General features: G+C 60.1%; 13 protein-coding genes. 3 read left to right on the top strand and 10 right to left on the bottom strand.

Annotated features, from left to right (window positions below; genetic code table 11):
- Nucleotides 1-232: GtrA family protein (locus SPDO_RS15345; RefSeq protein WP_143559676.1), on the top strand; the 232-nt coding region annotated here is incomplete at its 5' end.
- A 63-nt stretch (nucleotides 233-295) separates the two neighbouring features.
- On the opposite strand, the gene SPDO_RS15340 is transcribed toward SPDO_RS15345, so the two are convergent.
- The 10 genes from SPDO_RS15340 to SPDO_RS15295 all read right to left on the bottom strand — a co-directional run bounded on the left by SPDO_RS15340 (nucleotide 296) and on the right by SPDO_RS15295 (nucleotide 12,217).
- Nucleotides 296-2,002, bottom strand: coding sequence for a hypothetical protein (locus SPDO_RS15340; protein WP_088368400.1), 1,707 nt, complete (start codon nucleotides 2,000-2,002; stop codon nucleotides 296-298).
- Nucleotides 2,003-2,159: 157 nt separating this feature from the next.
- A complete protein-coding gene (locus SPDO_RS15335) occupies nucleotides 2,160-2,492 on the bottom strand; it encodes a hypothetical protein (protein ID WP_088368399.1) in 333 nt (110 codons plus the stop codon).
- Between the two features lies 1 nt (nucleotide 2,493).
- Nucleotides 2,494-3,744 carry a tetratricopeptide repeat protein gene (locus SPDO_RS15330; protein ID WP_143559675.1) on the bottom strand — a complete coding sequence of 417 codons (1,251 nt, stop codon included), beginning with the start codon at nucleotides 3,742-3,744 and terminating at the stop codon, nucleotides 2,494-2,496.
- The gene (locus SPDO_RS15325; protein WP_088368397.1) at nucleotides 3,744-5,951 is read right to left on the bottom strand and encodes a GumC family protein; all 2,208 of its coding nucleotides are present in this window, start codon (nucleotides 5,949-5,951) and stop codon (nucleotides 3,744-3,746) included. The genes SPDO_RS15330 and SPDO_RS15325 overlap by 1 nt, the downstream gene beginning before the upstream one ends.
- Before the next feature lie 11 nt (nucleotides 5,952-5,962).
- Nucleotides 5,963-6,673 (bottom strand): polysaccharide biosynthesis/export family protein, encoded by a 711-nt coding sequence (locus SPDO_RS15320; protein ID WP_088368396.1) that lies wholly within the window; start codon nucleotides 6,671-6,673, stop codon nucleotides 5,963-5,965.
- 38 nt (nucleotides 6,674-6,711) lie between these two features.
- Nucleotides 6,712-8,088 (bottom strand): O-antigen ligase family protein, encoded by a 1,377-nt coding sequence (locus tag SPDO_RS15315; RefSeq protein WP_158212220.1) that lies wholly within the window; start codon nucleotides 8,086-8,088, stop codon nucleotides 6,712-6,714.
- A 58-nt stretch (nucleotides 8,089-8,146) separates the two neighbouring features.
- Nucleotides 8,147-8,983 carry a GNAT family N-acetyltransferase gene (locus tag SPDO_RS15310; protein ID WP_143559674.1) on the bottom strand — a complete coding sequence of 279 codons (837 nt, stop codon included), beginning with the start codon at nucleotides 8,981-8,983 and terminating at the stop codon, nucleotides 8,147-8,149.
- Between the two features lie 9 nt (nucleotides 8,984-8,992).
- Nucleotides 8,993-10,024 carry a polysaccharide biosynthesis protein gene (locus tag SPDO_RS15305; protein WP_088368393.1) on the bottom strand — a complete coding sequence of 344 codons (1,032 nt, stop codon included), beginning with the start codon at nucleotides 10,022-10,024 and terminating at the stop codon, nucleotides 8,993-8,995.
- Nucleotides 10,025-10,104: 80 nt separating this feature from the next.
- Nucleotides 10,105-11,415, bottom strand: a complete 1,311-nt coding sequence (locus SPDO_RS15300; RefSeq protein ID WP_088368392.1) for an oligosaccharide repeat unit polymerase — start codon at nucleotides 11,413-11,415, stop codon at nucleotides 10,105-10,107.
- 52 nt (nucleotides 11,416-11,467) lie between these two features.
- Nucleotides 11,468-12,217 (bottom strand): glycosyltransferase family 2 protein, encoded by a 750-nt coding sequence (locus tag SPDO_RS15295; protein WP_088368391.1) that lies wholly within the window; start codon nucleotides 12,215-12,217, stop codon nucleotides 11,468-11,470.
- A gap of 68 nt (nucleotides 12,218-12,285) precedes the next feature.
- Here SPDO_RS15295 and SPDO_RS15290 point away from each other — a divergent pair, with 68 nt between their 5' ends.
- Both SPDO_RS15290 and SPDO_RS15285 read left to right on the top strand, forming a co-directional pair.
- A complete protein-coding gene (locus SPDO_RS15290) occupies nucleotides 12,286-13,434 on the top strand; it encodes a glycosyltransferase family 4 protein (protein ID WP_143559673.1) in 1,149 nt (382 codons plus the stop codon).
- Nucleotides 13,434-14,915, top strand: coding sequence for a right-handed parallel beta-helix repeat-containing protein (locus tag SPDO_RS15285; protein ID WP_158212219.1), 1,482 nt, complete (start codon nucleotides 13,434-13,436; stop codon nucleotides 14,913-14,915). The genes SPDO_RS15290 and SPDO_RS15285 overlap by 1 nt, the downstream gene beginning before the upstream one ends.
- Nucleotides 14,916-14,970: the final 55 nt, after the last annotated feature.

Here is a 14,970-nt window from a genome sequence, read left to right as displayed (position 1 = left end):
TCCCGCGCACGCCTGCTGGACGTTTCGCGGTGCGATGTCGTGGGGCAGCTTCGGCCGCTATCTGCTTGGCTCGCTGTCGGGCGTCGTGATCGCGAGCCTGATGGTGGCGCTGTTGTGCGGGCCGCTGGGGCTGGCAATGCCGATCGCCGCGCCGACCGCCACGGCGGCGATGCTGGTCTATAATTTCCTGATGACGCGCTGGGCAGTGCGCCGGCGGGTCGCCGCGGTTTAAAGTCTGATCCAGCAACGCTGGATCAGAGGCGGGCCGGCGCAGCTTCCACGTACGTGGATCAAACTAACGCGCCGGCGCACGCAGGCACGCGCGCCCGGCGATCGGGGCGGTGCGGCGGGCGAAGAGCGTCGCGTCGGCCGGCGTGCCGGGGGCAAAGCCGACATGTGGGAAATGCGCGCGGCCGAGCAGCGTCACCGTGCTGCGCGCGCATAGTGCCGCGACCTGTTCGGGCGACAGATGCACGCTGGAGACCACCAGCGGGCGGTTCGAAAGATCCGCGCGGTTGCGCACCTGGTCGATCGCGCTGAACGGCGCCTCGGTATCGAGGATCACCACGTCGCTGCGCTGCCGCTCGATCAGCTGGGTGAGCTGCGCATAGGGCATGACGAAACGGTGCGCGGTGACGACCTGCCAGACAAGGATCGGCAGCGTACCGAGCGCGAGCAGCAGGGCGAGCCCCTCCGCTTCGCGCGGCGCGCGGCGCGCGATCTCGCGATAGCCATAGCCCGCGAGCAGGATCGCATTGCCGAGCAGCCCGTGGAGGTAGCGATAGCCCCAGCCATGCCCCTGATACGGCAGCAGCACCGTCATCGCGAGCAGGGTCAGCAGCACGCCCGCCACCAATGGCCGCGCCAGCCCCTCGCCGCGCCGGATCGCGGGCAGCGCGAGGATCGCGAAGGGCACCACGAAGGCGGCGTTCCAGGTGGTGGCGCGCAGCAGATTGTAGAGCATCAGCGGGATCGTGCGCGGATCGCGATTGCGCAGCAGCGGCAGCACGCGATCGTGGAGGAAGCTCGCCCCGCCTGCGGTTCCGGCGCCGGCCGCAGGGTCGATCGCGATGCCGCTCGTCGCCACCACGATCTGCGGCCAGCCGATCCAGAACAGCAGCACCGCGGCATAGGCCAGCGCATAGACGCCGAACAGGCGCCAGCGGCGCTGAGGCAGCAGCGTCAGGATGAACGGCCCGGCGAACAGGGGATGGAACACCACCTGGTGCAGCCCGATCGCAGCCACGCCGACCAGCAGCGCCGCGCCATGCGACCACCAGCGATCGCGCAGGAACAGCGACAGCCAGAGGAGATTGAACGCGAGATGCGCGGTCATCGCGTAAGGCGTCATCGCGGTGACGAGGATCTGCGCCGACAGCAGATAGCCCGCCAGCACGACCCAGCGTGCGCCGGTACAATCGCGAAACAGCCGGCGCGCCTGGCCATGCAGCAGGACCAGCCCGCCCGCTGCGAGCAGCGGATTCAGCAGCGCCGGATCGGCCACCTGCGCGACGCCCGCGCGCAGTGCTGCGTTCACCGGCATATAGTTCGACACGAGCAAGGCGTGGCCCGGCACGTCGAGCAGGAAATCGGGCACCAGCGCCAGCGCATAGCCGCTCCACAGCGCCGGCAGCGGCAGTGCCAGCGCGCCGGCAGCGAAGATCGCGCCGTCGAACCCGACCATCAGCTCGTCGCGCGTGAGCGGATAATCGCGCATGACCGCATAGGTGCCCCACCACAGGGCGAGCGCGAGCAGCAGCGCGATCGCCAGCACGAGGCGCATGGAAGGTGCTGCGGTCGGCAAGCGCCACCCCGGTGTCCAGCGCATCGCCAGCACGAACAGGCCGATCATCGCGATGGCGGCCGGCGCGTCCTGATGGAGGAAATACCAGCGCGTGACGATCATCGCCTTGGGCACCGCCAGCGCCACCAGCGCGGCCGCCAGGTACAGCACCATCCGACCCAGCGTGCCGGACGGCGAGATCATGCGGGCATCATCCATGCCGGCGTTCTAGAAGCGCGATACGGAAAACTGGTTAATGGCGCGGGCGTGCAGGCAACGCCGCAGATGCGATTAACAGAGATTGATAAAGGACATTATCATAGATGTGATAGTTTGTTGACGGCCTGATTGGAACAGCTTCTACACTAGCTTTGCGTCAGCGCTGCGGGCGGCCCAAGGTGCGAGTTTCCTCATCGGCAACAGCGAATGGCGACAACGTGGTGGCACGCGGATTTTGGTTTCGATCAATCCGGCTTTGAATACGGGTCTGAATGCGATTTTGCAGACGGTTGGAGATGCGGCGCATCGGTTCAATGCTGGGCGCGGCCTGATCGCGTGTTTGCCGCTGCCCGATTTGGCCAACGGACGATTGCGCGGTCTGCCCGACAGGCGCCTCTTGCGCCATTGCAGCGCTGCTTGGGAGGTACAGTGGCACCACAAGCAACGTCACATATACTGCCGGGCCAAAAAGAAATGCCAGCTTGTTCATCTTATTGCCCAGCCTGCTTGCTGGATCGAGCGACTGGACGCAATTCAACCCGCTCAATCCGGCCGCTAACTCCAGATACGGCATCCGACGGCCGAACGATCAATTCAAGCATCTGCACAGGGCAATCGCGCGGAACTGCAAGGATGCCTGAAAAGGCACCTCTCTTCTGCGACGAAGGCGGCAGCGTCACGCGGCCGAGTTCGCGCCCGTCACTGCAACTAAGAGCCCAATAAGGGCGACTATTTTCTGGCTGGTCGATGTCGCTGCTATGCCCGGCTAGCGAATAGGATCCCGATGGCAGTAACTGCTGCTGGCGCAGCACCGTACCGCCGACGCTTGATGGTGCCGCGAACTCAAAAACGCCGCCCCTTTCGCCTCGCTGCATCGACGCGCTGACACCATTGTCATTGATCGGCATCCAATCAAAGGGTGTGGCCTCGGCAAACATCGCGCGGAACGCCGGATCGCGCGATGAACGGCGATCCGCACCTTGGCGAACCGAAGCATAATAGCGCCAAGCGTCCTCGAACGCGCCGTCTCGGATCAACTTCGTCGTTACCGCCGCCGTTGCCTCGTCGGACAATTGATGTCCGCGCTGATGCAGCATCTGAAAAAGCAGCGCGGTTGCCCGGGGAATGGGGCCATTTACCGAGACATAGCTGATGAAACTGTCCTGCCACGCCGGCTTACGCGCTAGTGTCCGCACCAATGCGGTTCGCACCACGGGATCGCTGATTGCGGTGCCCAACACGGGGTACAGAAGATCGGTCGCTCGCCGCGTGGTTCGAAGTGCGATATCATAATGCCGCAGCGCTCCCGCAACGTCATCGCGACTAACCGCATCTTCAATAGCCCATAATTGCGTCTGTATGTCCCGTCGCGACAGGCGCTCAGCATAAGCGAAGATGGTACGCGCCGCAGCGGAATCGCCGTTTACCTGCGCAACAAGGCCCAGTGTCGCCGCAGCGGCAACGCTGGTCGGATCCTGTCGCAATGCCGCCTGCGCCATCCGGCGCGCTTTTAGCCGTTCCGATGGCGTGGTTGCCGTACTAAGCAGCTTTCGCCCCAACAGGGCCGACGCCCGACCATCGTAGGGCGCAAGTCGATGCGCGCGTTCGGGATGGCTCGCTCTCAGCGATGCCGCCAGGGTTTGGCACACCCCTAAATAGCCGGCCACCAGCACCATCAACGCCAGCAATCCACGAATTGCCCATTCGCGTCGTGACCAGCGCGCACCGGCACGCTCGCCCATCAGCTACGCGCCGCCTTGTCGTCTCGGCCATAGCCATAGCCATATTCATAGCCATAGCCGTGATGCGCCTTGCCAGTCTCGAATTTGGTCAGGACGCCGCCGATAACCCGTGCATTGGCGCTGGCGAGCCGGCTTAGAGCGGTTTTAACCATGGTCGAACGAATGCCGTGCGATTCCACAGCATAAATTACCCCTTCCACACGGCTGGCAATAAGCGGCGCATCGGCCAGGCCCATGACCGGCGGGGAGTCGATCACAACATGATCATAGCTCTGCAACAAACGTTCGATCAATGTTTGCAAGCGCGTGCCCGTCAGCAGTTCCGCGGCATTTGGCGGGATCGGGCCCGCCGACATGGCGGTGAAGCCAAGATCGCTCATTGGGAAGGTCAGCGACGTGATGTCATCCTGGCCGGCCAGGAAATTGCTCAAGCCGCGATCGTGGTCGACCCCGCCGAGATGATGCACTGATGGTGAGCGCATGTCGCCATCCACGAGAATGACCTTCCGCTGCGCTCGGGCAAGCATCGTCGCGAGTGCAAGCGCTGTGGTCGATTTGCCTTCAGCCGGACGGGTCGACGTGACGGCAAAGGAACGCGGCACACCGTGCTCGGTGGAAAAGGTGAGGTTCGTCTGCACTGCCAAATAGGCATCCACAAGAGTCGACTTGCGGTCGAGCAACGCCTCCTTGGGCGTTCCTTCCGTGAGCTTGGGCACCGAACCGAGGAGCGGCAGACCAAGCCGCCGTTCCACCTCTTCAGGATCAGCAAAGGATTCGTCGATCTGCTCGAGCGCGAAAGCCGCCAGCACACCAAGACCAAGACCGGCGATCACCGCCAGGGCCAAGTTGAGCAAAAGCCGGGGGCTGGAGGGACGTTGCGGGATATCGGCCGGATCAACAACTGTCACATTGTTAACGCCCACGCCGCCAGCAACGCCGATTTCCTTGAAGCGCTGAAGCAGACCATCATACAGCGCACGGTTAGTATCTACTTCCTGCTGATATATGTTGTACTGGATGCTCCTGCGCCGCAGATCGAGGTAGCTCGCCTTGAGCTGCTCCACCTTGCTATTCAAGGCGCGCTCACGCTCCACTGCTTCGCGATAATCAGCCTGCAGCGAGCCAGACACTCGCCCTTCCTCACGACCGATCGAGCGATCGAGCTGATCGATCTGGGATTGAATCGCTTTTGCCGCAGGATATTCCGGTTCGAACTGCGTCATCAGCTTTTGATAATCCGCTGCCAGTTCGGCGCGGCGCTGACGCAGCGAGTTGATCGCCTGGTTCCGCAAAGCCTCTGTTGATGCCCCGGCCCGACCAGCCTGTTCGTAGCGTGCCTCCGCCTGAATACGGTCTGCCGTCGCCTGCGCCAGCGAAGCATTAAGCGCGGCAAGATCATCAGCAATAATTGAGCGTTCGCTGGTCAGTCTTCCGTCGCCGCCCGATTGCGCCGGAAGGTTTATGATTCGCTGTGCGGAGGCATAAGCCACCAATTGCCGCTGGGACTCGTTCAAACGCTCCTTCAGTTGACCCAGTTGCCGCTGCAGTAGGTTGCGCCCGTAGGATGTTGCCTGAATTTTACGCTCCAGATTGGTCTGGATGAAGTTCTCAGCCCACGCGTTGGCGACTTTCGCTGAGAACGCTGGGTCGGGACTGGTGAATGATACATCAACAAGGCGGGACAGACGTACTGGCGTAACATTCAGATTATCTAGCAGCACTTCACCTGCGATCCGCTGACGAACCGCCCGGCCGGATGCTGGATAACGCCCATTGACCTCTTGAAAAGCCGGATCGCTATCCGACACCCCGAAACGCTCAAAGAACTTGCTGTCATCCACAAGCCGTAGCTGTGTTGCCACGCGTTCTGCCAACGATCGTGACTGCAGAAGCCCGTACTGTGTTTGATAGAATTCCTGATCGGCAACGCTGGCTTCGCGCTCCACGCCTTGGAAATCGGTTACTCTGTTTGACTCACGCGAAATTTCTACCGTCACCTCGGCAGTATATTTCGGCGTCATGAGTAGCGTTGCGACTAGCCCAAGTAAGATACAGGCCACAGTGATGCCGATGATGACATAGCGCCAGCGCAACGCGATATGCATGTACTGGCGAATAATCGGCAAGCGCTCTGGTTCGAGCCCACGCGCATTGGTGAGCAGGGGAGCCCCGGCGGCGCTCCGCGTATTAAAGGTAGACGGGTTCATAATCGACGCGCTTACCTCTGCAGGATCGCCAGTAATGGCGCCGCAAGCAGCGGCGACAGCGAAATAAAGTCACGGAACAGACGACGCTGCGGAGAATCCCCCACAACAATTACATCATTGGCATAGATCGGAGGATCATCATACATTCCACGCCGAATAGCGGAAACATTGTAGAGCCCGGCCATTTTCTGACCATTCACCGTTCTTAGAATAACGATATCGTCTTCACGGGCATATTCCGCCAATCCCTTGGCGGAGGCAACGGCGCGCAACAACGTCATCTGATTTGTGACAGGATATAGCCCAGGTTCAACCACCTGGCCATCGATCGTCACGACCTGACTTACCGAGCTCTTGATGTTGACCGTGACTTCCGGATTGCGGACGTAGCGTCCTCGCAATGCGGCCTCAACTGCATTAGCTAACTCGGCGGAAGTCTTGCCGCGAGCGTCAATCGTTCCGGCCAGCGGCATTGAAATACGGCCGCTGGCATCGACCTGCAGTTCGCGGCTGAGGTCCGGCACATTGAATACATCGACCTGGATCGTATCGAGCGGTCCGATCAGCGAGGGACGATCTGCGGCGGTCAGATCGTTTCGATCCGGCGCCGGTAGACCACGACTATCCTCGACAACCGTTAGCCGCGATGTCGATTCCAGCCGCGGCGTTCCACCACAGGCCGTCAAGGCGATCGCCAATAATACAGGACAAATCTTACGCATGCGCTTGGCATAATCCAGACGGGATGGAAGCTGGCAGGCTATAGATGCCGCCTTGACGCGGGTAAAGCAGCGCCGCGCGCACTTCCCCACGCTAGCCAAGCCGCCGCGAGAATGATCGTTGACATCATCATCGGCGTGCGGGCGGGATAGTCGAACAGGCTTGCGATCATCACCAACAGCAGCATGGCCGATCCAAGCCGACCAAGTGTCGTGCCATCATGCCGCCACGCACGAACGCTGGCCCATGCCCACCAGCCCACGGCTACCAGCAACAGCAATACCCCGGCCACACCGGTATCCAGCACTATTTCAAGCCAATCATTATGGGCATGGTTGAAGTAGGTCACCTTCAGCAGGGAGAACGGTTCGTGCAGCCGAAACAGCGGATCAAATCCGCCCAAGCCCGCACCAGCCGGAAAATAGGTTCCAATCATGCCAAACACCGTCGGCAAGGCGCGGCTGCGCATGTCCTGACCTGCATCTACCGCCAATACACGATTGATGGATACGGCTCGGTCAGCGGCGACACTTGCCAAGACGAGAATAACAACGATCGCCACGACCCCGGCGACGATCGCCGGAAGCACCCAGCGCGGATAACGACGCAGCGCCCGCGCAATCTGACTACGCACCATGGCAGGCCCGATCACCAGCGCCACGGCACCCAGCACCAGCCCGGCGCGTGATCCGGTGGCAAGAATGGTAAGCGCAAACAGCAGCACGAGGGACAGCGCAACAGGCGCGCGCCACCCCGGCTTATGCCCTTCGCGAAATGCCCACACTGGCGCCACCAAACAACCTAGAGACAGGAAAAGCGCCAGATGATTGCGGTTGGCAAATGTCCCACTTACCTGCCCGACACTATCGTTGATCAAAGGGTTGTTTGATCCCATTCCGGAAAATTGCAGCAGGCCGGCGATGGTAGATCCGGTAATCACCGCCAGCAGGACCGCGGGCAGCCAAGCGCGCTCGTCCTCTCTCAGCTGCGCGATCAACAGCAAGGCAGCGGTGGGCACTAGCAGCGATGCGGCGGAGTTGATCGCCCCACCCGGCACAATCGCCAGCGGGCGCCATGGCTGCGGCTCGCCACTGATCTTTGCCGCTTCAATAAAAATCTCACGGCCCGGCAATGCCTGCCACAATCCCGGCGGCAACGGGATTAGTTGAACCAGAGCCAGCATAGCCGTGGCGGCCAGCAGACCAGCCACCGGCATTAGCGCATCACGTTGGGGGCGCTGCCCAAGTAAGAGCGCCGCAGCGATCACCAGCGTTGCCACAATCCTGACAATCACCTGCCCCGACACGTCGCCGCGCGACGCACCGCCAGCAATCCACAGGGTGCCTAGTAGCCCCAGCAGGAGGATGGAAGAAATGCTGGGCAGGGCAATCCGGCGTGATCGGAGCGATATGGACATTGGCGGTTTCTCTATATTCCGAAAACGATCACAACAAGGATCGTGATCGTCGCCGCGCTCAGAAGCGGTCGAGCAAGGGAATGTCCCATTGCATAATTTCTTCGCGATCGAACCGGCCCGGCCGCCACATAGCGATAGCCGTCTCCCGCATTGCCACACCGACACCTGCGGCCTGCAATTGGTCGATGGCAGGAACATGCCGCGGTAGGTTCAGCACCGCGCGCGCAACCTTCAAAGCGGCAAGCTCTCTCGCCACCGCTTCACCGCACAGCCCCATCTCCAATACAATGGGCGCTTTGTCTCCCGGCGAAAGAACAAGAAACTCGGCAGGATCATCGATCAACGACCATCGCTCGACACTGGTCACAAAAGTGGGCACGCCGCGCTGCCCCCCAAAGCAAGGGGACACACGATCCCGCGCCGTCCAATCGTAGCGCTGCCAGCATGTGCCATGACGGTCTACGGCTATCTCTGGTGGGAAGACACAGGCTGCCACAAGCGTCGGATCAATGAGTTCAAAGCCAAGCCGCGCATAGAAAGCGTGCTGCGATGTCCAGAGGAGAACAGGCGCGTCCTCGCCGATTGCGTCCAGCGCCGTTTTGAGCAAGCGGGTCGCAAAGCCCCGACGCTCGAAATCCGGTGCGGTACATACCAGGCCGATTGCGCTGAAATGAACATCGGCGACTATGCCACGACGCACACACAACATCGCGGCCGGGCGCCCATCGACTTCCATCAGCCAGCTGCGATCGTCACGCCCGCCACCCCCGATCCATGGAAAATGCGCGTCCAGTGACACGCCCCGCCCGCGGCTTGCGAAAAAGACTTGCCAGGCAAGATCGCGAAACGGGCCGGGCGTGTCCTCGACCCGACAAGTACGGACAACGGTTGACACGATGTGTGTTCAGGTTTCGATTGGCTCGTGCCGTCCTTCTGCGGCAGCGCGCATGAACGACAGCTTCATCAGCAGTTTCTTGGTGCCCTCAACATCGAGCCGAGTGGTATTGTGGGAGTGATACTCCTCGTCCCGCTCGATCACCGCGCCTTCCTCGAAGTATTTACGATAGTTTAGATCGCGCATGTCGGCCGGAATGCGGTAATAACGATCCATGTCCTGCGCAACGCGCATTTCCTCGCGCGTCAGGAGCGATTCATAGAGCTTCTCGCCATGGCGGGCACCGATGGTACGGATCGGATGGTCGGGAACACCCATCATTTCACTGATCGCCCGCGCAAGGTCGGTCAGCGTGGCAGCCGGCGCCTTTTGCACGAAGATGTCGCCAGGGCGACCATGGGAAAAGGCGTGGATCACCAGATCCACCGCATCTTCCAGAGTCATCATGAACCGTGTCATGTTGCCGTCAGTGACAGTGATCGGATTGCCGTTTCTGATTTGCTCCACAAACAGCGGAATAACAGAGCCACGCGACGCCATCACATTGCCGTAGCGCGTGCCGCAGATCATTGTTTTGTCACCAGACACAATGCGCGACTTCGCAACCATGGTCTTTTCCATCAATGCCTTGGACATGCCCATGGCATTGATCGGGTACACGGCCTTGTCCGTGCTGAGACAGATCGCCTTGCTGACCCCGTATTCGATTGCCGCATCCAGCAGGTTGCCAGTACCGATGACATTGGTCTGCGTGGCTTCCAGCGGGTGGAATTCACAACTAGGCACCTGCTTCAGCGCCGCGGCATGAAAGATGAAATCAGCACCGCGCACAGCAGCATTCACGCTTTTCTGATCGCGCACGTCGCCGATGAAGAATTTCAGTTTGTCACTATTGTAACGCTGCCGCATGTCGTCTTGCTTCTTCTCGTCGCGGCTGAAGATGCGAATTTCGCGAAGGTCAGAATCGAGAAAGCGACGTAGCACGGCATTACCGAAGGAGCCCGTACCCCCAGTAATCAGCAAAACCCGGTCTTCAAACATAAACGCTTTATTCCTCGCTACGCACGCGGCAGGTGCGCCGCCTCCCTAAAGGGCGGCCATCCGCGAAGCAAATGGCGGCCTTACGTCACGCCACCCAAGCGCCCCTCCGCCGTCGCGGTAGGGCGACTGTCCATCCGATGCACGGCAACAAGAATCGCGAAATAGGCAAGTCCCTGTAACGTCAACTTCAAGGCCGGGATCACACCATCGCGGAAGTGCGGGATGAAAACGGAAACGCTGATCAGATAAAGCCCGAAGCGCGCGGGAAAGCAGCCGGTCGCAACCGCCTCGTCCCATCCTTCCTGAAAACGCTCAACGCGCTCAAAGAACAGGCCCAGCAGCGTGTAGAATATCGCAACCGCAACGACGCCGCCCTGAAGAACAATTTCAGTGAGCATCGTAGTTGCGCCAAGTGGTGAGATACCTTCAAAGATAAGGTCGGGACCATAGACCACTTCCGTTTTTCCCGGCCAAAGAAAGCTGGGAACAAAGGCAAGGACAGAATTGAGAAACCGCATGCCGTATTCGTAACCGGTCATGTTGATATCGAGACGGTTGACGATCCCGGGAAGCGAGTGCCCCGCGTACAATCCCTCGGAAAGAAAGTAGAAAATGATGGTCTGCAGGTCGAGCCGCTCGGACACCCGTGTTGCCGACACAACCGCTAGCGCTAGCAGCAGCCCAGCACCAAGCAGCACACGCCAAACTGTTGCCTTGACCCGTGAGCGGCTGGCGAAGAGGATAATAGCGAGCGGCACCAACGCCGACACAACCTCAAGACGCTTTACACGAATAACAAATATCACTGCAATGCTGGCGAGAGACAATAAGAATAGCGGTTTTATTGGCAGACGACCCAAAGATAGGCGCATGATCATGATAAATGCCAACGTGATACCTAGCGCTTCGATCGCCGAATAGATCAGCGCTGTGCCAGTATCCCCTCCCGCCGCTAAGGACTCTGTAGCATACCCCTGAAGAAAGGATTGGACACCAAACAATGCGACTCCAGCTGGGAATAGCAACAGCACTGCACATGTTAGCACTGCAGTGCGATATGCTGACGCTTCGTTGACGGAAAACACGTAGGTAAATCGTGCTGCTCCCATCATACGGCCAAGGTAGCGGCCTAATTCGATCCCAACCATTGCAACGCAAACATAGCGAAGAGATATGATTGCCAACTCAGCATTGGCAGCAATCTCGTTCAGAAATGCCATTTGTCGCAGATTTATCGACAAAAAAGCCAAGATTGATAGCGGCACAGAATAATAAAAGGTCGACAACTGCGCGAGGTCTGCACCGCTAGGAAACTTGCTAGTCACAAGTCGTATCACCGCCAAGACCACCAGCCCTCCAGTGATGCCAAGCAATACCAGAAATTCGAACACCTGATGATCGTCCTTACTGAAGGCGGCCGCCCTGAGGCGGCCGATAACTCCTCTATCGAGGCCGGGCGATCAGCTGCAACGCCTTGAAAGGATAACGGGCATAGAGTGCCAGCGCCGTCAGTGACAGCCCCTTGGCCCGCAAAGAGTGCAGGATTTCGCGATTCATACGCACCTTGGCCGACAGATTGCGCGTGCTGGCTCCGCCATTTCGGAACGCCACCAACGTATGGGGGACGCGGCGCCATCGGGTCGCGCGACGCTGCAACAACAAGCGCACGGTGAAATCAAAGTCGCCTGCGATCCGGTAACTGGCGTCAAATCCGCCAAGCTCGTCGAAAACCTCGCGTCGTACATACAAGGTGGGATGGGGTGGCATGTGCCCCATTCTCAGCATCCAGGGGCGGAAACCGCGCGAGGAATAGAAACGTCGCACGCGCTTGGTATTATCGGTGTCCACAATCACCAGATCGCCCACCACCGCCTCGGCATCGGCCAGATGCGTCGCCACAAGTTGCAAAGCATCGTCACGGCAGAACCAGTCATCGGCGTTGAGGAAGCCGATAACATCGCCCGTGGCACGCGCCAGCCCCTTGTTCATCGCATCGTAGATGCCCTTGTCAGGCTCGCTGACCACGGTTGCGACATGAGGAAAACGGGAAACGATCGCGAGGGTGTCGTCAGTCGACCCGCCGTCGATCACGACATGCTCCACCTCCACCCCGCGTTGCGCCGCAACAGACTGCAGCGTATCGGCGATCGTCTGCGCGGCATTATAGCAGACCGTAACAACGGTGATCTTCATCGAAAAACGCCTAGGCGCAAAGCAGTCTGAACGGCAAGCGCACCCTGCTTGCCATCGATCTTGCCTTGTTGACCAACGGCAGGGGGATTCGTACAGCGCCGCAGCTTGCATCGCGGCGGAGCGGCAAAATTCTGTTATTTTCCCATGATATTTTTTCCGCCCAGGCAACGGGCGGAATTTCGCGATGCATGATCGAACTGATGCACGCCCTTGATTCGACGCGATCCGCACCGTGGCAATTGTATGTAGGCCACAACAACAATGCATTGCTAGCCGAAGCGAGCGGATCAACATGGTATGCGAAACACGCGATCGGCGCATCGTCGGCTACCGGGCGCCGGTCGCCATTGTCAGCACTTCGCAACGAACGCGGTTTGCGGTCATTGGTCGGTCCGGGCACCATTGTTCACCGCACCTATCATCCCGTGGTTGACCTGCTGCCGCGTTCCGCCCTGGTGATCGAAACCGTACACGACATGTGGGATTTCGTCGCGGCGGACGAGCGCGGCCCACGCGCAATGCTTCGTCGCCACCTGAAACGACGCGCGCTTGAACGAGCGGATCGGATTGTCTGCGTATCGCAATCGACGCGCGATTACCTCGGCAATTTGTCACCGCGTCTCGCCGATCGAGCGATCGTTATCCCACATGGCACAAGCCGCCTTTCCGACCGACCGGCCCCGGTTGATCGCGAACGCCCCTTTTTCCTCTTTGTTGGGCGGCGCGACCGTTACAAGAATTTCGCGGTCCTGCTCCATGCCTTGGCGCTGTTGCATCGCGACGCCGAACTCGTCTGTTTCGGTGGTGGCCCGCTCACAACCAATGAAAAGGAGATCATCGCCCAGTTCGATCTGACAGAACGCATTCACCAGACGGGCGGCGACGATCATCTGCTTGCGGGGCATTACCGCGCGGCTTGCGCACTCCTCTACCCGTCCCGGCACGAAGGATTTGGCCTGCCGCTGCTGGAAGCCATGTCGCTCGGCTGCCCAGTGATTGCCGCCCCGCTCACGTCGCTGCCGGAAGTGGGTGGAGATGCAGCTTTATATGCCGATGCCGACGATCCGCAGGCATGGCGAGATACCATGGCCCTGTTGATCGACAGCGAAGACGTACGAAACAAAGCCGTGAACGCCGGCCACGCTCGCGCAGGCACCTTTTCCTGGCAAGCGACCGCACAACGTCATGCCGCGCTTTACAAGGAAATGGAGGCTTGATGATTGATCGGCGCGCCTTGCTTGGTACCGTTGGCCTAAGTGGCGCCGGCGTCGTTGCGGCAAGCGCGATCCAGAAAACCGCAAACGGCCCTGGCACACCCGTACGCACCGTGAACGTGCGTGATTTCGGCGCGGTTGGTGACGGACGTACCGACGATACAGCTGCGTTCAATCGCGCATGTCAGGCCGAAGCCGAATGGTCCGAGGGCTTATGCCATGCGATCCACGTACCAACGGGACGCTATCGGCTGGACGGCACGGTGTTCGTGCGCAAGGGCCAGACGTTGTTCGGCGATGGCCATGCCACCTATATAGACGCACGAAAGGCCCGTGCATCCACGTTCATCCTGGGCCGGCGCGGCCCTGGCGGACGCGGTACGCCCGATCCCGGCGGAGCGCCTGTCCGCCTGTGCGGCCTTCATGCCATGGGCGGTTCGCCGTCGCATGGCTTTGTCACCACGGACGCGCAAGGCTTCTCCATTGCCGATCTGTTTTTAACCGCAGTTGGTATCGGGATCGAGCTTGCCGGCAGCACGGATACCATCGCCTCCGACGGCATCGTAAGCGACATCTTCATTGATCAATGCCTTCAAGGCATCTTGATTGGCAAGGCGCAGAACATCACGGTCAACGCTGTCAACATCTACCGTCCAAGATTTGCCATCACGATCGGCGACGGCGCACATGACGTAATCCTGTCATCGCTGTCGATTGCCTATACTGAGAAGGCTGCATTGACCTTGTCAGGCAGCATCGCCAACGTTCTGATTACTAATTCAACATTTGTGTCGAACGGGCAACACGAAGATTTCATTGCCAACGTCCTATTGCGGGTGCCGACGGGCGATGTGCTGTTCAGTGGCTGCACCTTTCGCAACTGGCCAGGCACCGCCATCGTGCAGGATTCACCCGGCAATCTGGCCGCAGACTTTCACGGCTGCGTGTTTGACGGCAGCCAATCATCCAAGGATTATGACTGGAGCAAGGCGTCGGAGGTGCTCTCGACATCGTCCGCGGGCCGTTTTTCCTTTCAGGGTTGCGCCTTCCGCAACATTCGTGGCGCCATCGCTCGCCTGCCAGCCGGTCGCGCGCGACTGACCCTAACCGGGGGCACGATGGAGGAAAGCGATGAGCGCCGATTGGCAGTTGATCCGCGCTTTACTGGAACAATCGCCATTGGCGATGTGGCGGGGTTTGCACCGCTACGGGTTGGATCGGGACAAGTCAGCACCCTTCTTCCCGTATGGCCGGGTACAGGGCCATGGAGGATCACGGTACGGCTGCCGCGTGACGACGTGGCAGAAGAGGCGATCGTTCACGTGAGCGATACCACGGCAACGCGGGTGAGTGGCTGGCGTACCACGCCCGACCGCGGGCTGCGCTTTGCCGTCGTGAACACTCCGTTTGGACCGCACCTGCAGGCAATGATCGCAACCAGCCGTCCCGAAGGCGCCGTGTTCACCGCGGAAACCCTCGGCTGATCGCGATACGGCTTCCGGTTCGCCGGACGATCCCCTACTAGGCCGTGCCTTCGCC

This window comes from Sphingomonas dokdonensis, assembly GCF_002197685.1.
Taxonomy (GTDB): Bacteria; Pseudomonadota; Alphaproteobacteria; order Sphingomonadales; family Sphingomonadaceae; genus Sphingomonas; species Sphingomonas dokdonensis.
This window is presented reverse-complemented; position numbering and strand designations above follow the sequence as displayed.